23 protein-coding genes are annotated in these 26628 nt (G+C 69.8%); 3 read left to right on the forward strand and 20 right to left on the reverse strand.

What is annotated here, in order from left to right; all coding sequences use genetic code 11:
• Positions 1-84: 84 nt before the first annotated feature.
• From FBT69_03000 to FBT69_03020, 5 genes are read right to left on the reverse strand one after another with little or no spacing between them, the layout of a single operon-like run.
• Entirely contained in the window at positions 85-2457 is a 2373-nt protein-coding gene (locus tag FBT69_03000) for a hypothetical protein (GenBank protein ID MDL1903764.1), read from the reverse strand.
• The gene (locus tag FBT69_03005; protein MDL1903765.1) at positions 2454-4721 is read right to left on the reverse strand and encodes a hypothetical protein; all 2268 of its coding nucleotides are present in this window, start codon (positions 4719-4721) and stop codon (positions 2454-2456) included. Before FBT69_03005 ends, FBT69_03000 begins: the two co-directional genes overlap by 4 nt.
• A gap of 7 nt (positions 4722-4728) precedes the next feature.
• Complete coding sequence (locus FBT69_03010) at positions 4729-5745, reverse strand: DUF58 domain-containing protein (protein MDL1903766.1); 1017 nt, start codon at positions 5743-5745, stop codon at positions 4729-4731.
• A 52-nt stretch (positions 5746-5797) separates the two neighbouring features.
• Positions 5798-6586: a PhzF family phenazine biosynthesis protein gene (locus tag FBT69_03015; GenBank protein ID MDL1903767.1), complete on the reverse strand. Its 789-nt coding sequence runs from the start codon at positions 6584-6586 to the stop codon at positions 5798-5800.
• Between the two features lie 59 nt (positions 6587-6645).
• On the reverse strand, positions 6646-7911 hold the full coding sequence (locus FBT69_03020; protein MDL1903768.1) for a homogentisate 1,2-dioxygenase: 1266 nt from the start codon (positions 7909-7911) through the stop codon (positions 6646-6648).
• Positions 7912-8064: 153 nt separating this feature from the next.
• Here FBT69_03020 and mscL point away from each other — a divergent pair, with 153 nt between their 5' ends.
• Positions 8065-8493 (forward strand): large-conductance mechanosensitive channel protein MscL, encoded by a 429-nt coding sequence (mscL, locus tag FBT69_03025; protein MDL1903769.1) that lies wholly within the window; start codon positions 8065-8067, stop codon positions 8491-8493.
• 6 nt (positions 8494-8499) lie between these two features.
• Here the strand turns inward: mscL and FBT69_03030 are convergent, their stop codons facing one another.
• The 3 genes from FBT69_03030 to FBT69_03040 are packed head-to-tail and all read right to left on the reverse strand — an operon-like array spanning position 8500 to position 10478.
• Complete coding sequence (locus FBT69_03030; GenBank protein MDL1903770.1) at positions 8500-8844, reverse strand: hypothetical protein; 345 nt, start codon at positions 8842-8844, stop codon at positions 8500-8502.
• A gap of 51 nt (positions 8845-8895) precedes the next feature.
• The gene (gmhA, locus tag FBT69_03035) at positions 8896-9459 is read right to left on the reverse strand and encodes a D-sedoheptulose 7-phosphate isomerase (GenBank protein ID MDL1903771.1); all 564 of its coding nucleotides are present in this window, start codon (positions 9457-9459) and stop codon (positions 8896-8898) included.
• A gap of 59 nt (positions 9460-9518) precedes the next feature.
• Positions 9519-10478 (reverse strand): tyrosine recombinase, encoded by a 960-nt coding sequence (locus FBT69_03040; GenBank protein MDL1903772.1) that lies wholly within the window; start codon positions 10476-10478, stop codon positions 9519-9521.
• Positions 10479-10806: 328 nt separating this feature from the next.
• Between FBT69_03040 and FBT69_03045 the strand changes: the two genes are divergently transcribed.
• A complete protein-coding gene (locus tag FBT69_03045) occupies positions 10807-11052 on the forward strand; it encodes a DoxX family membrane protein (protein MDL1903773.1) in 246 nt (81 codons plus the stop codon).
• A 361-nt stretch (positions 11053-11413) separates the two neighbouring features.
• Positions 11414-12436 carry a hypothetical protein gene (locus FBT69_03050; protein ID MDL1903774.1) on the forward strand — a complete coding sequence of 341 codons (1023 nt, stop codon included), beginning with the start codon at positions 11414-11416 and terminating at the stop codon, positions 12434-12436.
• A gap of 292 nt (positions 12437-12728) precedes the next feature.
• On the opposite strand, the gene FBT69_03055 is transcribed toward FBT69_03050, so the two are convergent.
• The 12 genes from FBT69_03055 to FBT69_03110 form a co-directional block, all read right to left on the reverse strand.
• Positions 12729-14264 (reverse strand): flagellin, encoded by a 1536-nt coding sequence (locus FBT69_03055; GenBank protein MDL1903775.1) that lies wholly within the window; start codon positions 14262-14264, stop codon positions 12729-12731.
• Positions 14265-14600: 336 nt separating this feature from the next.
• Positions 14601-16145, reverse strand: coding sequence for a flagellin (locus tag FBT69_03060; GenBank protein MDL1903776.1), 1545 nt, complete (start codon positions 16143-16145; stop codon positions 14601-14603).
• Positions 16146-16187: 42 nt separating this feature from the next.
• Positions 16188-16520 (reverse strand): carbon storage regulator CsrA, encoded by a 333-nt coding sequence (csrA, locus tag FBT69_03065; GenBank protein MDL1903777.1) that lies wholly within the window; start codon positions 16518-16520, stop codon positions 16188-16190.
• 105 nt (positions 16521-16625) lie between these two features.
• The gene (locus FBT69_03070; protein ID MDL1903778.1) at positions 16626-17072 is read right to left on the reverse strand and encodes a flagellar assembly protein FliW; all 447 of its coding nucleotides are present in this window, start codon (positions 17070-17072) and stop codon (positions 16626-16628) included.
• Positions 17073-17231: 159 nt separating this feature from the next.
• Positions 17232-19307 carry a hypothetical protein gene (locus FBT69_03075; protein ID MDL1903779.1) on the reverse strand — a complete coding sequence of 692 codons (2076 nt, stop codon included), beginning with the start codon at positions 19305-19307 and terminating at the stop codon, positions 17232-17234.
• A gap of 13 nt (positions 19308-19320) precedes the next feature.
• Complete coding sequence (gene flgK / locus FBT69_03080; GenBank protein MDL1903780.1) at positions 19321-21057, reverse strand: flagellar hook-associated protein FlgK; 1737 nt, start codon at positions 21055-21057, stop codon at positions 19321-19323.
• Between the two features lie 10 nt (positions 21058-21067).
• Entirely contained in the window at positions 21068-21847 is a 780-nt protein-coding gene (locus FBT69_03085) for a flagellar protein FlgN (GenBank protein MDL1903781.1), read from the reverse strand.
• Positions 21848-22029: 182 nt separating this feature from the next.
• Positions 22030-23124 carry a flagellar basal body P-ring protein FlgI gene (locus FBT69_03090; GenBank protein ID MDL1903782.1) on the reverse strand — a complete coding sequence of 365 codons (1095 nt, stop codon included), beginning with the start codon at positions 23122-23124 and terminating at the stop codon, positions 22030-22032.
• Between the two features lie 18 nt (positions 23125-23142).
• A complete protein-coding gene (locus tag FBT69_03095; GenBank protein ID MDL1903783.1) occupies positions 23143-23832 on the reverse strand; it encodes a flagellar basal body L-ring protein FlgH in 690 nt (229 codons plus the stop codon).
• Positions 23829-24869: a flagellar basal body P-ring formation protein FlgA gene (flgA, locus tag FBT69_03100; protein ID MDL1903784.1), complete on the reverse strand. Its 1041-nt coding sequence runs from the start codon at positions 24867-24869 to the stop codon at positions 23829-23831. The genes FBT69_03095 and flgA overlap by 4 nt, the downstream gene beginning before the upstream one ends.
• Positions 24870-24888: 19 nt before the next feature.
• Positions 24889-25698 carry a flagellar basal-body rod protein FlgG gene (flgG, locus tag FBT69_03105; protein ID MDL1903785.1) on the reverse strand — a complete coding sequence of 270 codons (810 nt, stop codon included), beginning with the start codon at positions 25696-25698 and terminating at the stop codon, positions 24889-24891.
• Between the two features lie 24 nt (positions 25699-25722).
• The gene (locus FBT69_03110; GenBank protein MDL1903786.1) at positions 25723-26502 is read right to left on the reverse strand and encodes a flagellar hook basal-body protein; all 780 of its coding nucleotides are present in this window, start codon (positions 26500-26502) and stop codon (positions 25723-25725) included.
• Positions 26503-26628: the final 126 nt, after the last annotated feature.

The raw sequence follows: 26628 nt of genomic DNA on the forward strand, positions 1-26628 counted from the left end.
CTTCATACAGGAAGTTCGTCCGCAGAACAGCGTCGGGTTCTCAGAAAATGCCCCACGGGCCGGTTGGGGCGTTGGGAGGAGCGGTCAGGCGAGGCGGATGAGCCGTCGGCCGACCCATTCGATCGTCAGGAGGAAGACGAGGATGGCGAGCACGATTGGCCGGTCCCAGAGGGTTTCGACGTCCGGGGTGCCGTCGAGGATCAGTTCGCGGTTGGGAAGGATGGTGGTCAGGTCGGCGAGGGCGTCGGGCTGGATGACAGCACCGTCGGTCTGCTCTGCGAGAGCCGCAAGCGTGGCGTGATCGGCCTGGGGTGTGCGGAGTTCGTCGTCCGGGAGGGCGACGCGAACCTCCGCCGAGAGGGCGAGGCCGGCCAGGATCGGGTCGTCGGCGACGACGCGGTAGACGCCCGGCTCGGCGGGAACCCAGGTCGCGGTGTAGGCGCCGGGCGCGCCGGCGGGTGTCGCCTCGTCGGGCGCGAGCGTGAGCCGGACCGGTGGCGCGGGGGGTTCGCCGGGGCGAGGCTCACGCTCGACGCGCACGCGAAGCGAGGCGGGGCGCAGGTCGGCGAGGGACTGATCGGCGAGCCGCAGGGAGACCTGAACGGCCTGATCGACGGCGGCGCGGGGGGGGGAGGCTTCGATGACGGCGGCGCGCCCGCCGCGGGCGAGGCTGTCGCGCCCGAGAAGGCGGACGAGCGGGAGCCAGAAGCGTTCGGTGAGGGCTTCGCCGCGGCCGTAGCGCCAGCGCCAGGTCTCGTCGGTGGCGACGTAGACGACGCGCCCCGCGCCGTATCGCATGGTGACGACGAGGGGGGGGGCCGAGGAGAGGTCGCGGTCGAGCGGGTCCGGCGTCCACTCGGAGGCGGGAAGAGCGACGGCGAGCACCTCCGCCGTCGGCTTGAGTTGTGAGCGGTCGAGGCGCTGCGCCCAGCGGAGGAGGCTCCAGCCGGTAGCGGGGTCGGAAAGGTGTGCGGGCCAGCCGCGCTCGGCGGCGTCGTCGAGGCGGAGGACGCCGAGGCGCTCGCCGCGCTCGGTACGGGCCATGGTGACGGGTCCATCGAAGGACCGGACCAAGCCGGACGCGCCGGCGCGGGGAGAGAGCGTGAACGGGAGCAGGTCGGCGAGCGGGGTGTTGCGCCAGGACTCGGGGGTCGCGCCGGGGCCGGCGATCCAGAGCAGTCCGCCGCCGCGGTTCGCGACGTGGTCGCGGAGGTTCTCGAGTTGTTCAGCGCTGAAGTTGTCGGAGCGCAAGTCGCCGAGGATGACGGCGTCGAACTCGGCCCAGTCCTCCGTGGAACGTGGCATGCGCGTGAGGGCGACGTCGCCTTCCTGGATGGAACGCCGGCTCGTGGCGAGGAGCGTGGCGGAGGAGCGGATGGATTCCTCGCGCACGAGCAGGTCCTTGACGTAGCGGTACTCCCAGCGCGGGTAGCCGTCGAAGTAAACGACGCGGAGAGGGCTGTCGTCGAGTTCGAGCGTGAGGCTCCGGGCGTTGTTCGCATCGGAGAGGTCCGGCACGTCAGGGATGACGCGGACGCTCCAGCGTGCTTCGCCCGCTGCCTCGGGGCGGGTGAAGAGGACAACTTCGGTCGGCGTCCCCTCGGCGACCTCGACGCGGCGCTCGTCGAGGGTGCGGCCTGTGCGTTCGTCGATGAGGCGCACGACGGCGGGCGTAGCGTCGCCGCCGCCCACCTGCTCAACGGTCACGGTGACGGGCACCGTGTCGCGGACGAACGCGGCGGTCGGCGCATCCGCCGCGGTGACCGCGAGGTCGCTCGACGGCGTCGCACTGCCGAGAGGAACGGCGTAGATGCCGATGCGCTCGGCCCGCAGGCGGCGGAGCAGGGTGCGGTCCGGCTCGTCGGCTGAGCGGCCGTCGGAAACGATGACGATGCCGCTAACCGGGCGTGCGGCGACGCGTTGCGCGGCCTGTGCCAGCGCGGCGCCGATGGCGGTGCGACGCCCCTCCGCGTCGCTCAGGCGCACGCCGTGCTGGTCCGAGGCCAGGTCGTACGCGCCAGCATCGAAGCCGAGCCAGAGGATGTTGTGCTCATCGGCGAGGGACTGCCACGCGGGCCAGGAGCGGCGCAGGGCATCGGAGAGTTGCTCATCGCGCGTGCGGCGGCCCGGAGCGTCGGGGATGGTCATCGAGGCCGAGCGGTCGAGCAGCACGACGACCCAGTCGCGCTCCACCCGGCGGTTCTCACGGACGAGGTGCGGCCCGGCCGCGAGCAGCACAAGAACGAGCAACGTGAGCCACCGAACGCCGGCGAGGACGGCGCGCGGCGCACGCGGGCCGACGAGGCGCGAGTACGACCATGCGGCGAACCCGGCGGCGGCGAGCGTGACAACGGCCCACCCCCAGGCGGGCATCGGGCGTTCGAGGGCGAAGCGAACGCCCTCCTCCCCGGGTCGGAGGGCGGAGAGTCCGAAGAGTTGGACGAGGAGATCGTTCACGTCGCCGCCTCCGAGGGGGGGGCTGTCCGTGGAACGGTCGCGTGGCTGGCGAAGCGGGCGACGGCGAGTTCGGCCAGCGCGACGAGCGCGGCCGCGACGAGCAGCGGCAGGCTGAGCGGCGTTGCGGGGTCGTCGTCGCCGAGGCTCGCGGCGGACTCGCCCTGCTGGGCGGTCGTGCCGTCATCGAGCGTGCGCGTGTCGCGCCCGGGGGTCGCCGCGCCGAGCCAGCGGCGCACCTCGTCGGGGGGGGTGATGTCGGTGCGTGAGGCGCGAGTGTCCGGGTTGACGAGGATCGTGCCGCGCCCGACACCATCACGGTCGAGCGCACGCCACGCGGCTGCACGCCTGAGCGGTTGCGCCGCGCGGCCCGACTCGACCGCCACCGTTGTGCCTTCGTGCGAGCGAAGCTCGACGGCGGAAGGCGGCACGGCGGGCACGGACCCGGCGGGTGACACCCACGCACCGCCCGCGCGGCCGACACCTTGCCGGACGATCTCCTGCAGGAGCGGCACCGTCAGCGGACGAGCGGGAAGGTCGGTCCAATCAAGGTCGAGCGCGGAGGCGATGTAGACGATCACGCCGCGCGAGGGGGGGGCGTTCTCGATCTGCTCGGGTCGCGCCGCGAGGACGAGGGGTGTGCCGTCCGAGAGCGTAAGCACGGCGTGCCCCGCCCCCCGGGCGGGATCGGCCGCGAGCACGCGCGAGACGTGCACCGGCGCTGCGAGGTGCGTCAACTCACCCGCGAGCAGGGCGAGCAGGTCGAGTTCACCCGCTGCGGGCCGTTCGGCCGCGATCGTGCCCGTGTCGAGCGTGCGAGGTTCGCGTTCGACGGTCCAGTCGAGCGAGAAGGCTTCGAGCATGAGGTCAGGCCAGGTCTGTGCGCCGTCGCGCGCGGCCGGGGTGACGACCACGAGGCCGCCCGAGTCGGCGAACGCACGCAGGCGCGCCCACGCCGCGGAGTCGATCGCGTCCGGTTCGAGGACGAAGACGGCGTCCGCGCCCGCGAGGCGCGGGGCATCGACGGCGCGAGGGTCGATCTCCGACACCCGCACGCGGCCTACGGGCGCGCCGAAGCGGTCGGCGGCGGGTTCGAGAGCGAGGCGTGCCCAGTCGGCGGGCGCGAAGGCGTCGATCGTCGGTCGCGTGCCGCCGCGGCGCGTGCCGATGAGTGCGACGCGCAGCTCGTCGCGCAGCGCGATCGAGACCAGGCGGGAGTCGTCGCGTTGCAGGGCGTCAGGGTCGATCTCGGCGCGGAGCACTACAGAGGTTGCCCCTTCACGCAGCGCGGGAGCGAGGCGTTCGAGTTCGAGGGGGACGCTCGCGGTCGCCTGGCTCTGGCCCGGCGACCAGCGGACGGAAGTCTCGCCGACGAGGGTCGCGTCGCCGACGCGGGCGGATTCGGCGAAGAGGCGCACGGTGGTCGCGGCGGCGGTAGCGGTGGCGGGGCCGAACCGGTGGAGGTCAGCACGCACCTGGGTCGATCCCGCAGGGGCCGCCGCGCTCTCGGGACCGGCTGCGCCCGCGAGGATGACGGGCCGGAGCGGTTCGAGCGCGACGAGCGCGATGTTCGACACGGGCATGCGAGCGGGCGCGGTCGTCGTGATCGTGGCGCGGCGCGGGAGTTCGGGGAGGCGCTCGGCATCGCGCACAGAGCCTGCGAGAAAGTCGCTCAGGACGGCGACAAGGGGTCGGTCCTGGCCTTCGGGACCGAGGTCCGCCGCGATGCGCGAGAACGCGCCGGCAAAGTCGGCGGGCGCATCGGTCGGCGTGAGCGTTCCGACGAGGCGGCGGATCGAGCCGAGGTCGGACGAGGGGGGAACGACGGGCGCGTCGGCGGGCGCGCCGAGCGTGAGGAGCGCGGCCCGGTCGCCGCGAGAGGCGTCGAGCGTCCTGAGGATCGCCTCCGCTGCGGCCTTGTGGCGCGCGAGTGCGGTCGTGCCGCTCTCATCGGACGCCCCGCTCGTGAGGCTGTCGTCAATCACGAGATAGACGGTGCGCGGGCCCGGGCCGGCGATCCCGGCTCGGCCGGCGAGCGGGCGCGCGAGCGCGAAGGCGATGAGCGCGATGAGCAGGCATCGCAGGGCGAGCAGGAGCATTTGTTCGAGGCGGAGGCGGCGCTTCTGCTGGCGGTAGGCCTCGATGAGGAACCGCATCGCGGCCCAGCGCACGGGCCGCCGGCGCCGGCGCATGAGAAAGTGAATGATGATCGGCGCGGCGATGCACGCGAGTCCGGCGGCAAGGAGGGCGGGATGAAGAACGCTCATGGCTCGCTCACCCGTACTTGCTCCGCTTGATCTGGGCGTTCCGGCGGGCGACGAATGCGGCGAGGGGTGGGCCGAGCCAGTCGTGGGTGTCCACGAGCTGGTAGTCGAAGCCGAACGACCGCGTGATCTTTTCGACGCGCCCGACGTGGGCGTTGATCGAGTCGAGGTATGCCCTGCGGATCGCGCGCGGGTCCACGCGGAGCACGGCCTCGCCCTCCAGCCCCTCAAAGGGCGCGGACTCGGCAAACTCGAACGTGCGCTCCGCGCGGTCAAGCACCTGGAACACGATCAGGTCGTGCCCGCGGTGCTTGATGCGAGCGAACGCGGCACGGATGCGTTCCGGGTCTTCGAAGAAGTCGCTGATAAGGACGATCAGACAGCGGTTGGTGATCTTGGCGAGCGTCTGGTCGGTGGCGCGAGCAAGGTCGGTCGGTCGATCGACCGGGTGCGTGGAGAGCGCGCCGACGACCTGCCGCCACGTGGCGGTCGAGGAGGAGCGCCGCACCATCGCCCGGACCTCATCGGCGAAGACCACGACGCCCGCGCGGTCACCCTGGCGGAGCGTGACGTAGCACATCGCGGCGGCAAGAGCGGTGGCATGGTCGAACTTGCTCCAGTAGTCGCGCCCGTCGAGGCTCGTCTTGCGCCCGACCCCGGAGGCCTCGGCGAAGGATCGGCTGCCGTAGTCCATCGAGCCGGAGGCGTCCACCATCGCCACAAGGTCGAGGTTGGTCTCCTGCTGGTACTGCTTGAGGTGGAGCTTGTCGGAGCGTGCGAAGACCTTCCAGTCGAGGTGGCGCAGGTCGTCGCCGGCGACGTAGGGGCGGTGCTGGGCGAACTCGACGCTGAAGCCCTGGTAGGGTGAGCGGTGCTGGCCGCTCATCACGCCCTCGACGATCATCTTCGCCCGCAACTCGAAGGTACGCAGGCGCGCGAGCGTCTGCGGGTGCAGGTAAAGCGACGCGTCCTGCTCGGGCAGGCGGACGCGGTCGGCGCGGGGGCGATCGGGCTTCTGGTCGGGCATCCGTCCGGATGGTATCGGGCCGGGGCGGGGCGCGCCGCGAGCGCGCCCGCCCTCAGACGGCGATCGTGCCTTCGAGGTAGGTAACGGCACGGCCGGCGAGGTGAACGCGGTCGCCGTTCATGGTGCAGCGGAGTTCGCCGCCGCGCTTGGAGACCTGGTGGGCGGTGAGCGATCGCTTGCCGAGGCGTTTGGACCAGTAGGGCGTGAGGGTGCAGTGGGCGGAGCCGGTGACGGGGTCTTCATCGACGCCGAGGCTCGGGGCGAAGAAACGGCTGACGAAATCGTGCCCCGCGCCCGGCGCGGTGACGATCACGCCGTAGCCGTTGAGGGCAGCGATGCGCTTGAAGTCGGGCCGCAGGCCCAGCACGTCCTTCTTCGATTCAAACACGGCGAGGAGGTCGCGCGAGCGGTAGCACTCGCTGGGGCGCGCGCCGAGGGCCTCGACGAGGTCGGGCGTGATCTCGACCGGATCGGGGTTCCACGCGGGGAAGTCGAGGGCGATCGCGCCGTTCTCGCGCGAGACGGGCAGCAGGCCGGACCTGCTCTCGAAAACGACGCGGTCGCCCTTGTGCCCGCGGTGGTTGAGGAGGACGTGGGCCGCGGCGAGCGTGGCATGCCCGCACAGGTCCACCTCGGTCGTGGGCGTGAACCAACGGATGGCGAAGTCCGCGCCCGGCACGGTGGCCGGCCCGACGAAGGCAGTCTCGGAGAGGTTGTTCTCGCGGGCGATGGCCTGCATCACGTCGTCGCCGATCCAGGAGTCGAGGAGCACCACGGCAGCCGGGTTCCCGCGGAAGGTCTGCCCGGTGAACGCATCGACCTGGAACAGCGGCAGGCTCATGGCTCGGCCCTCCTTGGTTGACTCGTCGGCATCCTACAGCGCCTGCCCGCGAGGCGGCGTCAGGTCCAGACGTTCGTGGTTCCGCCGTTGTCTCGCTTCTCCCCCGGAGCGTGGTGGTCCGCTCGCCAGGACTCGGGGTAGTGCGGGTCGTCGAGTTCGAGCGCAGCCTTGGTGGGGAAGAGCGGGCGGAAGGTGTCGCACATGACGGCGAGTTCGTCGGTGTGCGTCTTGCCGAGGCTCTTCTCGACGGTGCCGGGATGCGGGCCGTGCGGGATGCCCTGCGGGTGGAGGCTGATCGAGCCGGACTCGATCCCGCGCCGGGCCTTGTAGTTGCCCTCGACGTAGTAGAGCACCTCGTCGGAGTCGATGTTGGAGTGGTTGTAGGGGATGGGGATGGCCTCGGGGTGGAAGTCCAGCACGCGCGGGCAGAAGGAACAGATAACGAAGTTGTGGCCCTCGAAGGTCTGGTGGATGGGCGGTGGCATGTGGAGTTTGCCGACGATGGGGGCGAACTCGTCGATGTTGAAGAGATAGGGGTAGTAGCACCCGTCCCAGCCGACGACGTCGAGCGGGTGGTAGCCGTAGACATAGGAGTGGACGCAGTCCCGGGCCTTGATGCGGACCTCGAACTCGCCGCGGTGGTCGTAGGTGAGGGGCAGCTCGGGGACGCGCAAGTCGCGCTCGCAGTAGGGCGCGTGTTCGAGGAACTGGGCGGTCTTCTTCGAGAGGTACCGAGGGGGGGGGAGGATGTGGCTGCCGTTGGCGGTCTCGAAGGCGATGAACTTGCCGAGGGGCATGTCGGCGCGGGTGAGGCCGGCGGGTCGTTCGTCGTCGCGCAGGGGGTTGAACTCGACGCGGTAGATGGTGCCCTTGGGGATGACGATGTAGTCCTTGGGCCGGAAACGGAGGGTGCCGAACATGGTGTGGACAACGCCCGACCCGTAATGGACGAAGAGGCACTCATCGCCCTGGCCGTTCTTGAAGTGGTAGTTCATCTGCTCGGCTGGGACGCAGACAGCCATCTCGACGTCGGCGTTGCCGAGGACAACGACGCGACCCGTGACCGGGTCGCCCTTGGGCTTCATGGGGGCGGTCTTGAGGTGTCGCATGCGCATCACCTCGCACTCGACGTACTCGGGGCGCGTGACGTAGAGCGTCTTCCAGCCTGATACCTGCGTGGGCGGGTGGATGTGGTAGAGGGTGCTGGTGGGGCCGACGAAACCGTCGGTGCCGAAGAGTTCCTCGGAGTAGAGCGCACCGTCGGGCCTGCGGAACTGGACGTGGCGCTTGGCGGGCAGCTCGCCGAGCTTCATGTAATAGGGCATCTCGCGGTCCTCTGGTCTCGGATCGTGCCGCCGGCCGCCGTCCGGGACGGCCGGTCGCCCCCGGTGTCGCGATTCTACGCGGGTTGTGCGGCGCCACGGTAGACTCCGGGCTGCCCCGTTCGGGGCGAGAACGCACCACCACAGGAGAATCCCATGCCTCTGATCCGAGAGTTCCGTGAGTTCGCGCTGCGCGGGAACGTCGTGGACATGGCGGTCGGGATCGTGATCGGGGCGGCCTTCACGGGCGTCGTGAAGGCGCTCGTGGACAAGGTGATGATGCCTCCCATCGGCCTTCTCATGGGCGGCGTGGACTTCGCGGAGAAGCGGCTCGTGCTGCGGGAAGCGGTCGTCGATGCCGCGGGAGCGGTGTCGACGCCCGCCGTGACGATCGGCTACGGCGAGTTCATCAACGCGCTCATCAACCTGCTGATCGTCGCGCTCGCGCTGTTCATCGTGGTGAAGGCGATGAACGAGGCGAAGCGCCGGTTCGAGAAGGAAAAGCAGGCCGCGCCACCGCCCGCACCGCCGGAGGACGTGACGCTGCTGCGGGAGATCCGCGACCTGCTCCGCCAGCGGTCCTGAGCCGACTCACGAGCGGGCCTGGCGGGCGCGCAGGTCGTACATCCCGTCGGCGAGCGAGAGGGCGGCGAGGACAGCCAGCGCGATCGCCATGAGCGTGTGCCGCACCTCGAAGTGCATGACGGCCGCGAGGCCGAGCAGCGCGGCTGCGCCGACGAACGGGCGCACGCGCGCCGGCGGCAGCGTGCAGAGCAGCACGGTGGCGATGATCGCGCCGTTGACCCAGGAGTTCAGCGGCCGGAAAAAGCCGAACCACCAGACCGCGCCGTAGGCGAGCGAGATGACGGCCGCGCCGATGATGCGCCGGCCGATCGGGTCGGGGCGTGCCCTGCGCGTTGCTCCGTCTTCGCTCATGTCGTGCCCCCGCTGCCCCAGCCTCGCCGACCCCCCACTGCCTCGCTGCCGTTACTCGCCGGCGAGCGCTCGCTCGACCCCCTCGACGATGCAGTGCAGGATGAGCATGTGCAGTTCCTGAATGCGGTCGCTGGTGTCGCCGGGGACGATCCATTCGAGGTCGCACCGGGCGCGGAGCCGCCCGCCGTCGCCCCCGAGCAGGGCGACGGTGACGATGCCGCGCTCGCGTGCGGCCTCGACCGCCCGCACGACGTTCTCGGAGTTGCCGCTGGTGCTGAGCGCGAAGAGGACGTCGCCCTCGCGCCCGAGGGCCTCGACCCAGCGGCTGAAGACCCGCTCGTAGCCGTAGTCGTTCGCGGTGCAGGTGATGTGGCCGGGGTCGGTGCAGGCGATCGCGGGAAGGGCGGGGCGGTCGTGGCGGAAGCGGCCTGTGAGTTCCTCGCAGAAGTGCATGGCGTCGCAGGCCGAGCCTCCGTTGCCGCAAGCGAGCACCTTGCCCCCCGCGCCGAACCGCTCGGCGACGAGGGCGGCGGCCCGGGCGATGCGCTCGACGGCATCGGCGTCGGCGAGAAGCCGGTCAAGGGCGTCGCGGGCCTGGAGGAGCGATCGACGCATAGGGGGAGTGTACGGCGGGATCGTTGTTCTCACCCTTCAGAGCGAGGCTCGTTCCAGCCTCACCTGCGAGGGTGGTACTTGCGGTGGACGTCCTTGAGGTGGAAGCGGTCGACGTGGGTGTAGACCTGGGTGGTGGCGACATCGGCGTGGCCGAGGAGTTCCTGCACGGTGCGCAGGTCCGCGCCGCCCGCGAGCAGGTGGGTGGCGAAACTGTGGCGCAGGACGTGCGGATGGACGCCCTCCAGCCCCGCGGCCCGGGCGTGGCGGGTCACGATCTGCCAGACGGCGACGCGTTCGAGCGGGCGACCGGTGCGCGACAGGAAGACGCGGCCGAGGTCGCGCCCGTCCTCACGCACGAGGCGCGGGCGGCAGTCGGCGAGGTAGCGGTCGAGGGCGTCGCGGGCAGGCACGCCCATGGGCACGAGGCGCTGCTTGTCGCCCTTGCCTGTAACGCGGAGGACGCCGAGGTCGCGGACGAGGTCCGCGAGGGCGAGCGTTCCGACCTCGCTGGCGCGCAGGCCGCTGGCGTACAGGAGTTCGAGGATCGCCCGGTCGCGGATCCAGAGGGGGGGAGCGTCGTCCGGCGCGTCCGGGTCGGGGCGCGGGGCTGCGAGCAGGGCGCGCACCTGCTTCGGCGAGAGGACGCTGGGCAGGCGCTTCCAGCGCGTCGGCTGGTCGAGGTAGTCGGCGGGGTTCTCGGGGATGCGGCCCTGGGCGTGCAGCCAGCGGAAAAGCACCTTGATGGTCGCCAGGTGGCGGGCGACGGAAGAGGCCGCGAGGCTGCGGTCGCTGCTGAGCGAGGCGACGTGGGCGACGAGGGCGCGGGGCGTTACGTCGTCGGGCTTCTGAACGCCCGCACGGCGGAGGTCGTCGAGCAGGTCGCGCAGGTCGCGGCCGTAGGCCTCGAGGGTGTTCGCGCTCAGGCCGCACTCGACGCGGAGGTAGGCGAGGAATGTGTCGCGCGTGCGCCGGAGAGCCGGGGGGAGGGTGTCGGTGGCTGGCTTGGTGCGCACGGGCATCGGTGCTGAAGGATCGGCGCGCCGGAGCGTGCGGGGCGAGAGGTTGGACGGAGCGAGAGGGGGAGTGGCCCAGGCGGGACGCCTGTGCCTTGAGCGTCATTCACCAAGGAATGCGGTAATCCGTCGAAGGCATGCGACCGAGTCACGCATCCCCCGACCAACCGTCTACCAAGAGCACCCGGCCTCGATGCGTCTCCAGTGGCACAACTGCGCTTCGGTGGTACCAACTGGTTCGGCCGATCCACCCAAACATGCTCCTACCGATGATCGGGGATGAGGCGCGTTGCCTGCTTGACCCCCCATTGGTACTCTGGGGTCATGATCGCGGATCGAGTCCGAGCCTTGCAGCGGGAACGTACTGGCCCTTCCCGTTTGGTTAGGGGGGGGGGCGCTCTGTTGCGACCTGCTTGTCGGCGCGGTCTTCGTGCTTGCCGGAGTGCTGAAGTGGCTGCATCCTGCGCCTGCGAAGCACTTTGTTGAGCAGTTGACTTCGATGCAGCTGCCAACTGTGGGCGTGATCACTGTCGGCCTCTTCGAGTGGGTATTGGGGTTGCTGCTTCTTGCCGGCCGCTGACCGGTCTTTGCAAGCAGCATGGCCGGGCTGATACTCGCGCTCTTCAGCGGCATTCTGGGCGTCGCATACTTCCGCGGCATTCACGATTCCTGCCCTTGCCTTGGTGCTTCCACCTCGATCCCAACGGCGCTCGCCCGGAACGGAGTGCTGCTCTGCCTGATCGTTGTCGCGTTTCTGTCCCACCACACCACACTCATGAAGAGAGGAACTCCACGATGACGTACCGTGTTCGACTCTTGATCAGCACCTTGGCCGCCTGTGCCCTTTGCTCCCTCACCCTCGCGTGCTATGCATCCATCGAGGACGAGGTGTTTGCCATCGAAGACAACGGTCTCGACTCGGCCGGGTTCGGCCGGCAATCATGCGGCGGCTGGTGCGGGAACACATGGTTCGAGATCTCGACCTGCCTGAACAGCCAGAAATGCTGCGGGTGGTACACCTGCGGGGCGTCCGGTGCGACCGGACAGAACACCTGCTGCAACTCGGGCATGGTCTGCAGCGATGGACGCCAGACGACACCTCCTTCGGCACCGCGTTGCCTCACCTCCGGTTCGTGATGGCGGCGTCTGACGCTGCCACAGTTGTACGACGCATTGCGGTGGCGGCGGCGGTTGTGCTTACCGTCGCTGCCCTGCTTGTCAGCGCGTGTCGCACGCCTGAAGCACCGGCTGGACGCGCGCGGCCGGAGCACGAGTCGCGTCAAGCCTGGCTCGATCCTCGGACCACAAACCGCGATGCTCTGCAGGCCGTTCTGGATGCCCTGTGCGCGCCGATGCTCAACCAAGGCGGAACCAATCACGAAGCCGCCTTGGACTTCAACGCTCCTCGGGATCTGTACGAGTGTGCGCGAGCTGTTCTCCTGTCCTTGCTTTCCGGCGACTCGACCCCGTACCTCGTTACGATGTCGGCGCGCGCCGCCACGATCGACCACCCGATGTGCCTGGCGATCGCTGAGGACTGGTCCGAGTGGCGGCTGATCCACCCGCTCGACACGTCGCACATGGACGACGCACACCTGTTTCAGACGCTGTGGTCGGAACGTTCCACACGGAGGATGGACATCCACGCTCTGGACCAGCAGTGGGCGGAGATCGGCGTAGGCATGTCCGTCGATTACACACGAGACAGATGGCCATACGAAGGGGTGCGCGCGTCGATGAGCGTGTTTATCCCCCCTACCGGCCGTCTCTCAGCGTCCGAAGGCCAGAGGATCGACGGTACGCCATCCTCCGCCCACGTTACTGTGCGCGTGGTCTATGGCGATGGACAAGCGGGAATGCTTCGTGTTAACTTCTTCTACGATACGACTGCGGGGCGGTGGTACCCAATCACCCTAAGCGTCGCGTCTGACTCGCTTGAGCAGTGGCCGTTCCCGTTCTTTTAGGTCTCGATATGAGGCCACGGGGTCGTGACGGCGTTCTGTGCGCCCCATGTCCACGCACCGTCGGTACCTGCTCGTGCGAATCGGCAGGGTGGAGCGCGTTGAGGGAGATCATCGCGCCGGGGCGGGCGGAGCGAGAGGTCGGACGGAGCGAGATGAAGAACGGGCACAGGCGGGACGCCTGTGCCACCGGGAGGGGGGTGGAAAGAAAAACGCCCCGGCGCGGGCCGGGGCGAGTGGGGTTGGAGGAGAGGAGGCGGGCAGGACGCCCGCTCCGTATATGGGTTCAGAAGGATCAGCCAAGGAGGGCCAGGGCGGCCTGCGGCTGCGAGTTGGCGAGCGCCAGAACCTGGGTCGAGGCCTGGGCGAGGATCTGCGAGCGGGTCAGCTCGGCGGTCTCGGAGGCGAAATCGGCGTCGCGGATCGAGCTCTCGGCGGCGGCGGTGTTCTCGACCGCGATGCCGAGGGAGCGGATGGTGGCGCCGACGGTGTTCTTCTGGAAGGCGCCGAGGCGTCCGCGGGCTGCGGAGATCTGGGCGATGGCCTCGCCGACGATCTTCTGGGCGGACGTGCCGTCGCTATCGACGATGTTGTAGGCGCGGCCGGCGGCGAGGTCGTTGAGGAAGCCGATACTGCTGTTGCCGAGCTTGCGGACCGCGAAGTCCGCGATGCCGAGGGAGACCTTGCCGGCGATGTCGACGGAGCCGGCGAGCTGGAAGGACGCGCCGCCGCCGGTGATGGTGAAGGCGGAGAGGGTCTGGAGCGACTGGGCGTCGGCGGTGGCGAGAGTGACCTCGAGGTCGAGGGTGTCGGTGTTGATGCGTGCGGTCTTGCCGCGCGAGGTGGCCGCGATGCCGTTGATGTTGATGCCGACGTCCTGACCGGAGTCGCGGAGACCGTTGGCGGCGGTGTTGGAGTCGAACTTGGCGGCGATCGTGGTGTTGACGGTGGAGGCGTCGTCGGACTCGAAGTGATAGATGCCGAGGTTGTCGTCGCCGTTCTGGATGCCGGCGTCATTGACGACCTTGACGGAGACGAACTCGTTGGAGCCGAAGCCGTCGCTCTTGATGGTGAAGCCGCCGGTGAAGGCGCCCTCGGCAGCGACCGAGGCGACGAGGCCGGTCACGTCGGTGAAGCTGTTGATGTTGGCGACGATGGTGGCGAGCGAGGTGTTGGAGGCGAAGGAAAGCTCGCGGCTTCCCTTGCTGCCGGTGATCTCGATGGTGAAGTTGCCGGCGTTCGCGCCTCCGAAGTTCAGCGCGGTGCCGCCCATGGAGAGGAACATGATGCCCTGCTGGGCGGACTGGGTCACGACGAGGTCGACGCCGAGGCTGGAGCCGGTGAACTTGGCGGCGTTGATGCGGTAGTCGGTGATGGCCGACGAGACGCTCTCGACCGTGAAGTCCATGTTGCCGTTCAGGAGCTTCATGCCCTGGAAGGCGGTGCTGCTGGAGATGCGGTCGATGGTCTGGAGGATGGAGTCGATCTGGAGCTGGTTCGCCTGACGCTCGTCCTGAGAGAGGCCGGCGGAGTTCGAGCTGGCGGTGAGGAGGCCCTGGAGCTCGGTGAGCAGACCGGAGATCTCCTGCAGACCGCCCTCGGCGATGTTCACGACCTGATCGGCACGCTGGGCGTTGGCGATCGCGGCGTTCGTCGCCTTGAGTTCGGCGCGGAGGGCCTCGGAGGCGATCAGCCCCGCGGGGTCGTCCTTCCCGCGGTTGATCCGCAGGCCGGTGCTCAGCCGCTCGAGCGACTTGCTGAGGTTCGAGTTGTTCAGGCCGAGCACGCGCTGGGCCACCAGGGACTGAACGTTCGTGTTGATCCGACTCATGGGGTCCTCCGTGCGCTGATCTGGGACGGGGCTGTCCGTTCCAACCGTCCGTTTGTCGTGGTCGCCGCAACGAGCAGCCGACCCACGGCCCCCGACGGAAACGCACCGTCGCGGAACCGACCCGGAACGCCCGGGCGATCACGCTCGGCTCCACCTGCCGGGGGAAACCGAGGTTCAGGTGGGATCGGATGCGGCGGGAGGTCGGTTGAGTCCGCCTTGAGACTTCGTGACGCCTTTTCTTGCGTTCACCCGGAAGCCGGGGCGTCTGGAGCGCACAAAGACGCCCCGCCCTGGGGGGCGGGACGTGTGTCGGATCGGCGGATGGTCCGATAAGAATCAGCCGAGCAACTGGAGAACCTGCTGCGCCTGCTGGTTGGCGATCGTGAGCACGGTCGCGCCGGCCGAGGCGAGGATCTGGGCACGGTTCAGTTGCGAAGTCTCGAGGGCGAAGTCCGCGTCGCGGATGGCGGAACTGCTTGCGCTCAGGTTCTCGAACGCGGCCTGCATCGAGCGGACGTTGGTCTGCACCACGTTGCGCTCGAAGGCGCCGAGTCGGCCTCGGAGGACCGATGTCTCGTCGATTGCGGCGGCGATGACCTGGTTCGCCCCCGTGAAGTCGTTGCGTGCCATCGAAGCGGTGATGGAGTTCTCACCACCTGACTTGAGCGAGGAGAGGAACGCGAGGGTGCCGTTGATGAGCGTCGCGCCGAGGTTCGAGGCGGCGACGGAGGGAATGCCGACGTTGATCTGCTGCTGGATGGAGACCTCGGGACCGACCTGGAACATCGCCCCGCCGCCGGTGACGTAGAAGGTGCTGCTGGAGGAGGTCGGGTCGGTGGCGAAGTCGGCGTCGAGGAGGAGGTCCACGCCGAGGGTCTGGGTGCTGAGTTTGACGCGGAGTCCGTTGCCGCTGCCGACGATGCCGTTGACGAGCGCAGAGACGTCCTGTCCCTTGTCGCGTGTGGCGGTGATGACGTCGGTCCAGGGGAACCCGCCGGTGTAGTCGGGCATGGGGACGCCATCGTTGAACTTGTGCAGGATCCAAGCGTCGTCGCTGGGGTTGTTGGGCGGGTTGAGGCGCTTGACGGAGACGAAGGCGGCAGAGCCGTAGTCCACGCTGCTGAAGACGACGCCGGAGTTGACGTCGCCGTTGATGAGTTGTGCCTTGACGCCCGTGGCGGAGGAAAGCTTGTTGATGGCGTTGGCGACGTCGGAGAGCGGGATGCCGGAGGCGAAGGTGAGCACCTGGACGCCCTTGGGTCCGGCGATCTCGAGTGTGACGGTGGAGAGCACCTCGCCCGGGGGCGTGGTGCCGCCGTTGTAGAAGAGGTTGCCGGTCTGGGCGGAGGCGATGACGTCCACGTCGACCTGGATGGCGGCGTTGCCGACGAAGCTGGCGTGGGTGATGCGGGCGTGGTCGATGGCGCTGGGAGCGAGTCCCGAGAGCGTGTAGTCGAGGGAGCCGTTGAGGAGCTTGAGACCGCCGAAGGTGGCGGTATTGCTGATGCGGGTGATGGAGTCGATGGCCGAGTCGATCTGGAGCTGGTTGGCGTTGCGCTCGTCCTCGGAGTTTGCGCCGGTGTTGGCGGCCTCGACGATGAGGGCACGGATGGAGTTCAGCAGGTCGTTCACCTCGGCGAGGGAGGCCTCGGTCGTGGCGATGACGTTGCTGGAGCGCTCCGCGTTGCGCAAGGCCTGGCGCACGCCCTCGAGGTCCGATCGGATGCGCTCGGACGTGATGAGGCCCGCCGGGTCGTCGCTGCCGCGGTTGATCCGCAGCCCGGTGGACAGGCGTTCGAGCCTCAACCCCAGTTCCGCGTTGGTGGAGCGCAGGTGCGCCTGCGCGATCATGCTGGGGATGTTCGTGTTGATCCTAGCCATGACAATCCTCCGTGATTGAGGCTAAGTGCGTGCTGCGCGCGGTCATCGAGCGCGTGGCGCGGCCGGCGTCGGCGCGGTCGCGGCGGTCTGGGGACGGACGGGACGTGCGAGTTCCGCGGCGCGCGAGCGAACGCCCGCCCGCGCCGGCCCGGGTTGGATGGTCTGGCTGAGCAGTTGGGCGTCCCCGCCGTCGAGGCGAGACGCCTGCTCGTTCTCGCGTCGGATGGCCTCGTAGACCTCCTTGCGATGAACGGCGATGGTCGTCGGCGCGGTGATGCCGAGGCGGACCTTGTCGCCCCGGATGTCGACGACCGTGATCTCGATCACGTCTCCGATCATGATCGTCTCGTCGCGCTGACGGGAAAGAACGAGCATGGGTCGGCTCCTTCGGCCTCCGTGCCGGCGGGTCGCCGCGGCACGCGGGAAAGTGCGTCGTGCGGGGGCGTCCTTCGCCCCCCGAGCCGGAAGAACACAATCGACTCACGCGGAGGCGGCTCGCGGCGCGGGCGCGACCTTCATCAGGGCGTGCCGCGTCGTCCACCGCTTCTCCGCGAGCACGAGCTGCTCGCCCGCGCGGGTCAGCGTGTTGATGACCAGGGGGCCTTGCAGATTGCCCGTCAGGGTCTGGTCCACTTTGTTCACGATCACGAACACCTGCGAGTCCTCGAGGCGGGACAGCCCGAGTTCGGCCATCTGCTCGGGACGGATGGGCACGGAGTAGTCGGGCACGAACAGGCTCGGATCGGTGACGACGAACGCCAGTTCCGGGTCGTCGAGCGACTGGAGCCAGAAGAAGCAGGCGTCTTCTCCGGGTTCGAGGAGGCAGTAGCGCGTGTGCTCGGGGAACCCGAGCAGCCCGCGCGGGAAGGTGATCACGCGGTCCTCCGCGATCTCGATCACCCCGAAGCGAGTGGTACGCACTTCCATGGGCGCGCTCCGTCGTTCGGCCTGTCGTCAACGTTCGAGCCCCGGTCGTCCTTCGACCGGGCGACGTCCTGTCGTGCTCGGCCCGCGGCCGCGGCGGGCCATCCGATCCGGTTCCAATCGACTCGACCCGCTCACGCGGGCCGGGCCGGCATCCAACCCCTACCGAAGAAAGTCCAGGAGCGAGAGCGAGTTGGCCGCCGCGGCGACCTGAAGCCCAGCGCTCAGTTGCGTCTGGAGCAGCGCGAAACGCGAGGCGACCTCGGCGTAGTCGGCGTCGCGGAGCCGGCTGCGGAAGGTCTCGTCGAGCACGCGCCGCTGTTCCACCGTGTCCGCCTCCCGGTCCACCCGGGTCGAGTAGCCGCCCACGAGCGCCCGCGACTGCGCCAGCCGCTCGAGCGCACGCTCGATCCCCTCCGCAGCAACCGCTATGCCAGGCGTGTCATCCTTCAGCAGAGCCTCGCGGAGGTCGGCGAGGTGCGTGAAGATGCCGTCCACGCGCACCTTTGCGCGGTCCAATCCGATCAGACTTGCGCTGCCCGCGTCCCACCGCCCGTCCATCAGACCGAGCTGGAAGGCGGCAGGGTTGTTGTTGCGTGGCTCGACGGAGATGCGGTCGGTCATGCCGGGGTACGAGTCGTCCTGCGTGAGGACGATGCCGCCGGAGCCGTGGTCGGGGATCGAGGCTCGGAAGAGCGTCGTCGGGAAGCCTTGGGCGGCGAGCTGTGCCGCCGCCTGGGAGTTGATCGCGTCGAGGAGCGTGCCGACGGAGACTACGTCGGCGGGCCTGAGGTCGATCTCGATGGTGGTGCCGTTGCCGAGCCGGATGATGAACTCGACGTCGAGGGCGGGGTCGGGGTCGCCGGTGTCGGGGTTGACGCCGCCGTCGGCGATGGAGACGCCTCGACCGTCGTTGAAGGCTTCGAGGCGGGTGCCGAGGTCGAGTGTGCGGATGCCGAGCCGGCTGGCAGTGGAACCGCCGCCGTCGGTGTCCTCGATGGCAAGGCCGGAGACCGCCCCCCCCGCGACGGTGTTCAGAACGCTGAGCGTGCCGTCGGGGGCGATCTCGACGCGGAGACCGAGGCCCGCGCCTTCGATGAGATTCCGCATATCCTGCATCGAGGAGGCCGCGCTCAGGTCCACGGTGCGGGTGTGGCCGTGGGCGGAGAGGCGGATGGCGCCGAGAGGCGAGCCGCCGAGGCCGCGCAGAGCGTCGATGGGTGTGAGCCAGGTCAGTCGCGGGTTGGTCTCGAGGCCTTGGCCGGCGGTGGGCGTGAAGACGAACGAGGCATCGTCGGCCAGGCCGAGGTCGCGGGCGGTCGAGCCTGCGCCGGTGTCGAAGAAGCGGAGTTGTGGTCCTGAGCCGCCCGGATCGACGAGGTCGATCGTGATCGCACCGTCGGCGACGCCGACGCCCGCTGGGCCGAGGATGGTTCTGCCGGTCTGGGTCTCATGCTGTCGGAGAGCGGCGGTGAGGCGCGCGGCGACGTGGCCGACGGTATCAGCTGAGGCAAGATCGACACTGACGCGCGGGCCATCGTCGTAGGAGAACTCGACGATGCCGCGGTCGATGCCGAGGCCGCGCGCGCCGTCGAGGTCGGCGAGGCGTGTGTCGAGCGTGAGTCCCGGGTTGAGGTCGGCCGTCCCCCGGACGCGGGCGGAGGCGGAGCCGAGCGGCCCGTTGTCACCGAGGGTGAGCCGGACGGAGTCGCCCAGGCCGAGGTCGGCGAGCATCCCCCCCCCGGAGGCACGGAAGCGGAAGCCGCCGAGGAAGGACTCGACGGGCGCGCTGCCGGGCGTGTCGCCCGCGAAGACGTGCCCCAGGATGGTGGAGGTGTTGGCGAGACGGAGCAAGCCCGAGGTGAGCGACTCGATGATCGTCGCCTGCGTGGCGCGCTCTTCGGGGTTCGAGCCGATGCCGATCTGGGCCTGCGCGGTGGACTTGGCTTCGAGCAGCAGGTCCTGAGCCTGCGAGAGCGCGTCGTCGAGCGTGGCGAGCGTGCTCCGGGCGGCGTCGAGATTGCGGGACCGCTGCTCGGTCCGCGCCAGCCGGCTCTCGAGTTCGAGGAGCGCGGCGGCCTTCACGGCGTCGTCGCTGGGACGGATGACGGCCAGGCCCGTGCTGAGCTGCTCGGTGACGCGGAAGAGAGCGAGATTCGTGCGGTTGATCTGCGCGACGCCCACGCGGGCCGCGAGCATGTTCGGCACACGGGTCAGGCTCGACGGGATCATGCTCATGGTGGTCGCTCGGTCAGAGGATGGACATGAGGGAGTCGAGGAGCTGGTCGGCAAGGGCGATGACGCGGGCCGCGCCCTGGTACTGCTTCTGGAAGTTGAGGAGGTTCATGGACTCTTCGTCGAGGCTGACGCCGCTGACGGAAGCGCGCTGGGCATCGAGGCTGTCGCGGACGACGCGGGCCGCCTCGGCGCGGAGCTGAGCGGCCTGCGTCGAGACCGCGACGGTCTGCACGGCGTCGGACCATGCGGCGCGGAGCGTGCGCCCGCCCAAGCCTTCGATCGCCGTGTCCTGAAGGCCTGCGATGCGGAGCGCGGTGGCGTTCTCGACGAACCGCCCGTCAACCATCGCGCCCGTCATCAGACGCGAGGGATTGGCGGCGAGGTCGGATCGAACACCGACGTCCGAAGCGTCTCGCCCGGTGAAGAAGGCGTTCACACCGAGCGTAGCGAGCACGCCCGAGGTGTCGTCGGAGAACGAGAAGTCGTAGCCTGTGCCGGCGGCGACACGGAGCCGGCCGTCCGGCGTGAAGCCCGCGGAGAGATTGCCGACCGCGTTCAGCGCGGCAGCGATGGATTCGGCGGACGTGTCGTCGGCGAACCCGCTTGTGCCGGACGCCGTGATGCCGTCGAGATCGACGCCGATGCGAACGGATTGGACGAGACCGGTGGCGACGTGGCGGACGTTGACGAGGAAGCCGCCGGTGCGCGGGGCGAAGGGGAGCGAGGCGAGAGCGGAGTTCGCGGGATCGTTGAGCGCGAGCGAGCGATCGGCGGGCGAGAGTCGGAGTTCGGAGGACGTATCGGGAAGTCCCGAGGCGTTCGTGCCGGTCGCGTGCGCGCCATTGACGGCAAAAATGAGTTGGGTGGCGACGGTGTCGAGGGCGTCGATCGTGCGGGTGATGCCGTCACCGCGCGCCGTGAGGAGGCCCCCGATGCGTCCACCGCTCGGCCTGACCTCCTGGCCGCTGCTGCGGATGGTGACCCGGACCTGCGTGACGCCGTCGATGGTGACCTGGCGCATCTCCAGCCCGCGCGCCGTGCCGCCGAGCACGACGGGGGAGGAGCCGATGAGGACGTCGTATCGGCCATCGGGCTGCTCGACGACGTTCACGTCGATCATCTCGGCGAGCTGGCCGACGAGCAGGTCTCGCTGGTCGCGCAGGTCGTTGGCGGTGCGAACCCCCTGTTCGGCATCGGCGATCGTGCGGTTGATCTCGGCGATGCGGTCCAGCAGGCTTGACGCCTGGGCGACCTCTCCGGCGAGTTGGCCGTCGATCTGCGCGCGGGTCGCGCCGAGGTCGGAGCGCAGGCGGCGGACGGAGTCCGCCAGTTGCAGGCCGCGCTGCACCACGACCGCGCTGGACTCGGTGAGGTTCGCCCGCTCGGACCATGCGTTGAAAAAGGCGGCGAGCTCGGAGGACAGGTCGAAGCCGCTGAGTTCGTTGAGCGCGCTCTCGACGGCGGACATGGACTGGAAGCGCTGCTCGGCGGCGGCGTGCTCGGACATGCTCCCCCACGAGCGGGCGAGGAGAGCCTCGTTGACCTGGCGGCGGACGTCCTGCACGATGACGCCGCGCCCGATGGTGCCCCCGTTGCCGATGGCGACGCCCCGGATGGGCGAAAGGTGCGCGACCTGCCGCGAGTAGCCCGGAGTCGCGGCGTTGGCGATGTTGTTCGCGGCGACCTGGATGCCGGCCTGCGCCGCGTGCAGGGCGGACTGAGAAGCGAGCATGGCAGCGGTCAGGCTCACACGATCCTCCTCACGACACCACGTCCACACCGCTCACGACGACGCGCCCGGTCTCGACCCGGCCTGCGCGGCCGTAGGTGCCCGCGTGGCTCAGTCGGCGGTGGACCTGCTGGATCAGCCCGTCCATGTGCGAGACGAGCGCGGTAAACGTCTCTCTCAGTTGGGCACGCTCGCGGCCGGCACGCTCGACCAGCGGCCGCAGTGCGGCGGCGGCGCGTTCGAGCACGTCGCGCGCGGGCGCGGGAAGCCCCGCGGCGAGCGTGGCGATCGGGATCGATGCCGCGTCCGGACCCGCGAGCCGTTCGACCGCGGCGCGGCGCGCGGCGTCGGCTTCTTCGATCCTGGCGAGGGCGGCCAGGTGAGCGCGAGTGGCGGATTCGACACCCCTCGGGTCGGCGCGCCGCGCCGCCTCTCGCTGGGACTCGATCGCTTCCAGCAGCGCGCCGTGGGCGTCGGCGAGGGCACGCAGCGCCGCCTCCAGGTCCGCGGCCGCGTTCATGCGGGCGTCATGCATGGCCGTCCACTCCTCTCCGTGCCGGATCGCCACCCGCGCCGACCGAACGCCGGAGCAGATCGTGTGCCAGGCGGTCCACGATGGGCAGGCGTGCTGCACGCACGATGTCGTGCGCGACTCTCGAGTCCAGAAGCGCACGGAACTGCTTCTCGCCGGGGCCGGGCGCGAACGGCGGGGCCGCACCGTCGGACTCGCGCTGTCGCTTGAGCACCGGCTCGACGAAGGTGATGGCGACGAGCTTCTCGGCGGTCTCACGGGCGGACGCTCGCGTTCCATCCGGCCTGCGCTCGGCGATCGAGAGCGACTCGGCGAACGTGCGCTGGGCGTCGGCCAGCAACGGGTCCGTGAACGACGGCAGCCGGACCGCTCCCTGACGGTCGCGGCTCGTTGGCGCGCCCACGATGCGGGTCGGCATCGTACCGGCGGCGATCGGGTTGAGCGGGAGCGTCGGCACGGCGTCAGTCCACGATGAGTTCAGCGTGCAGGTTGCCGCTCTTGGCGAGCTGCTGGATGATGGTGATCTGGTCGGCGGGCGGGATGTCGAGCTGCTTGAAGGCCGTGAGGAGATCCTGGAGCCGGGCCGCGTCGGCGGGCCGCGCGCCGGTGGATAGCCCCGCCCAGCGCGTGCGGTCGATCAGCGGGTCGATCTCGGTGGGCACAGGGGGGGGTATCGTCGTCGTGATGGTCAGGCCGTTGTGCGTGATGGCGACGGGGCTGATGCGCACGTCCGCGGTCATCACGATCGAGCCGGTCGCGCTGTTGACGATCACGCGGGCCGGCAGGCGCAGGAGCGCGACGTCGATCGGCGTCGCCAGGATCTCGGCGATGAACGGGGCGGGGTCAGCCCGTTCGACCTCGGGAATCTCGACGCGGATCGTGCGGTCGTCCATCGCCCGGGCGATGCGCCGCTCGCCCGCGACGGGCGCATTGAAGTACGTGTCGTTGATCGTGCCCGCGATCTGGCTCACCGAGGCGTAGCCGCGGAAGGGCGGGTCGAGCACGAGGTCGAGGCGCCCGGTCGGCGCGTCGGCCTTCACGTCGCGGGTGAGCTTCGCTCCCATTCGCACGCGGGCGCGGGTGGGCACGGACGAGTCCTCGAGCGTCACCGGCCCGTACGCCATGGCGTAGAGCGGCGAGCCGGGCGTCGGGCCTTGGAGTGGGGTGATGAAGAGTTCGCCGCCGCGCAGCGAGGATGCGCTGCCGACGACGGAGACGGTGGCGTCGAGCGCGTCGTTGACGCGTGCGCCTCCGGGTGGGATGGAGCAGGTGACCATGACAAGAGCGACGCTCTTGGTGCGTTCGAGGGTCTTGTAGTCGGGGATGGGGTTGCCGCTGTTGCGGAAGACCTCGGCGAGTTGCTGGGCGAGTGCGAGGTCCTTGCCCGAGTCGCCCGTGCCGCTGAGGCCGATGACGAGGCCCAGGCCGCGCAGCACGAACTCGCTCTCGTCGGCGAAGCGAGTGAGTTCGCGGACGGTGGTCTTGCCGGTCTGCGCCGCGGCCGCGCCGGCAAGGCAGGCGAGAGCAGCGAGGAGGGTGAACAGTCGTGGCACGATGCGGCTCCGTGCGGCGGGTCAGAAGTTGAAGATGGACTCGAAGACGCGGGGGATCAGCCCCTTCTTCGTGGCGCGGCTGAGGTCGCCGTCGGTGGACTGGACGACGGTCAGCCCGGCGAGTTGCGAAGAGGTGATGGTATTGTTCGTCGTGACGTCCTCGCGTCGGCACGAGCCGGAGAGGACGATCGTCTGCACCTCGCGGTCCTTGACGATCTGCTTGCGGGCCTCGAGGACGAGCGTGCCGTTGGGCTTGACGTCGATGACCTCGGCGGTGATGCGGGCGATGAAGCGGTCGCTGCGCCGGGCGTTGCCCTCGCTGTTGAACTCGTGCCCGCCGCTGAGGTCGAGACGCATGGTGCGCTGAGAGTCGCCGTTCTCGAACTGTCCCTGGATGAGGTGACGCAGGCTCGGGAACTGCCTGAGCGCGGCCTGGATGTCGTACTCCTTCTCGGTCTCCAGCTTCTGCTGCGACTCGCTCCGGCTCGTCTCGTCGATGATGATGGTGACAAGATCATGGATGGCGAACTCGCGCGGCATGGGCGGATGCACGAACGAGAGGCTCACGGCGCGCAGCGCCGCGTGCGGGTCGATCTTGCCGGGCGTGTCACGCTGCACCTCGCTCTCGCGGGTGAAGAAGCTCTGCGCAAGCGCGGGGGCCGCGAGACCCGCCAGGACAACGGCGGCGGCGAGCGTGCGTGCGGGTTTCATCGTGCGTCCTCCCTTGCGGCGGCGACGGTCGCCGAGCCGGCCCAAGCAACCGCGCGCCCGCGCGCGCTCATCCGCGCGGCGAAGGTCCGCCGCTTGCCGTCAACCGATTCGAACCGAACCACGTCACCGACGCGCCCGGCCTCGACCGCACGGGCGATCTCGGTGACGACGACGCTGGGGGAGACCGCGGAGATCGTCACGAGGTCGCCCTTGTTCACGACGATGGGCGCGTCGAGGGCGTCCACGGTCAGCAGCTCGCCCGGCTCGATGCGGCCGCGGACGGCCGCGCCGATCGCATCCGCGGGCGTGGCGACGCGCACGCCCGGCGCAAGCCAGTGTTCGTCGCCGGTCACGTCGGCGGCGGTCACGATCTCGCCTCGGCGGAGCGAGCGTGAGGCGACGAGCGCGTGGCGTCGCACCAGCACGCCGACGCGGACGGTCCCCGTGGCGACGATGCCGTCCGCGTCGTAGACGCGGACGGCGAGGGGCAGCCGGTCGGAGCGGCCGGTGGGCTGGACTTCAACAACGCGGTCGGCGGTGGGCGTGGCGAGCAGGTCGGCGTCGCTGCCCTCGAAGGAGAGGCGCAGGTCGGCGGGATCGACGCCGAGAATCCAGGCGATGCGCGCGGCGACGTGCCCGCGCACGGTCGGCTCGCCGACGTAGCGGCGCGCGTCGGGCGCGGGGTCCTCGGCGGGTCTCGAGGGCCGGTCGGCGGCGGCGGGCGGCGCGTGCGCCCGCACGTGACACGCCGCCCCGCGGATGGTGGCGAGTTCGGCCAGCGTCTCGTCGTTGGCGGCGATGGCGGCGCGAACAGCGTCCGCGTCGATCCGCACCCAGCCGGACGCGAGCGCCATCGTGTCCGGCGCGACGACGACGCGGGCGAGCGCGTCCGCGCCGGCACCGGCAAGCTCGGCGACGTCGCCGAGCAGCGCGGGCCGGCCAGGCTCGATGCGCACCGAGCCGCGCAGCGCGATCTCCTGCGCCGGCGCGATGGCGGCGGCGAGGGCGAGCATCAGGATGGCGAACGTTCGGTTCATGCGGCGTAGTGGTCGAGCGTCAGCGGCGGAGTTGCGCGACGGAGCGGAGCGTCTCGTCGGCGGTGCGGATGGTCTGGCTGTTCATCTCGAAGGCGCGCTGCGTGCGGATGAGTTCGATCAGTTCTCGCGTGGGATCGACGTTGGAGGCTTCGATCATGCCCTGGATGAGCCGGCCCCGGTTCTCGAGGCCCGGCTCGCCGAGGATGGGCGGCCCGCTGGCGGCGGACTCGACGTAGAGGTTCTCGCCGATCTGCTTGAGGCCGGCGGGGTTGACGAAGGTGGCGATCTCGATCTGGCCGACTTCCTGCGGCTCGGCCTCGCCGGGGATGGCGACAAAGACGCGGCCGGTCGAGTCGATGTCGATGGAGAGGGCGTCGGCCGGGATCTGGATCGACGGATCGACACGCCTGCCCTGGTCGTTGGCGAGGACGAGTTCGCCGTCGGCGTTCACGTCGAAGTTGCCGGCGCGGGTGTAGGCGACGCCGCCGGAGCCGAGGTCGTCCTGGACGCGGACCTGGAAGAACCCGATGCCGTCGATCATGACGTCGAGGGTGCGGTTGGTCGTGAGTGGCGCGCCCTGGGAGAAGTCGAGTTGCGTGCCGCTGACCTTGACGCCCAGGCCGACGTAGAGGCCGGTCGGCCTCTGGTCGCCGTTGGCGTTCTCGACGCCGGGCTGGGCGCGCTCGACGTAGATCAGGTCCTGGAAGTTGGCGCGGCTGGACTTGTAGCCGGCGGTGTTGACGTTCGCCAGGTTGTTGGCGATGACGTCGAGTTGTGTGTTGAGCGCGCTCAACCCCGAGGCGGCGGACTGGAGTGCGATGCTCGCCATGGCCCGTTGTTCCCCTTGCCGCGTTCAGGCCACGCGGCCCAGCCGGTTGATCGCCTGGTCCATGATGCGGTCGTGGTACGTCATCAGGCCGATGTTGGCCTGGGCCGCCTGGGCGGCGTCCTGGATCTGCATGAGCACGCGGATCTCGTCCACCGAGGACTCCTCGACGGAACCCTGGACGATGCGACCGGACGCCCGCGTGCGCGATGCGGCCGCGGTTGCGTCCTGCACAAAGAGGCCGGGGCCGTCCTTGCGCAGGGAGCGCAGGTCCGACACGCGCGCGAGCGCCAACTGCGCAACGGCGGTGTCGCCCTGCTTCACCGTGCCGTCGGGTGCGATGGAGATGCTGCCGGACTCGGTCAGGCGGATCTCGCGGTTGCCGGTGTCAAGGACAGGAAGGCCGCTGGCCGCGGTCACCAGCCGACCTCGGCCGTCGAGAGCCAGTCGTCCGTCGCGCGTCAGGCGAACTCGATCCGTCGTGCCGCTGCCCGCGACTCGGACAACCAGGAAGCCTTCTCCCTCCACGGCGACGTCGAGCGGGTTGCCGGTGGCGCGGAGCACACCCTGGCGAAACGCGACTCGATTGGGCGCGAGTTGCGCGCCGCCCCCGAGCCGTTCGAGCAGGTCGTTCGAGGGCCAGGCGGGCAGGTTGTCCTCGAGTCGGACGGGGTCGCGCTGGCGAGTGATCGCGATGTCGGGCTTGAAGCCGATGGTGTCGAGGTTGGCGAGGTTGCCGGCGAGAAGGTCCTGCCTGTAGAGGGCGGTGAGTGCGCCCGAAGCCGAGATGGAGAGGCCGTGGTTCACGCCGCGCTTCCGTGACGACGCCGGGGCGCGTGGCGTGCGCTCCCGAACGGGTCCGGCGAGCGACTCTCAATCGGCGTGCCAGAGTGGAAGGGCGGGCCGGACGCGCACGTTGTGCGCTCTCGCCTG

This window comes from Synechococcales cyanobacterium CNB (assembly GCA_030263455.1).
GTDB lineage: Bacteria > Planctomycetota > Phycisphaerae > Phycisphaerales > UBA1924 > CAADGN01.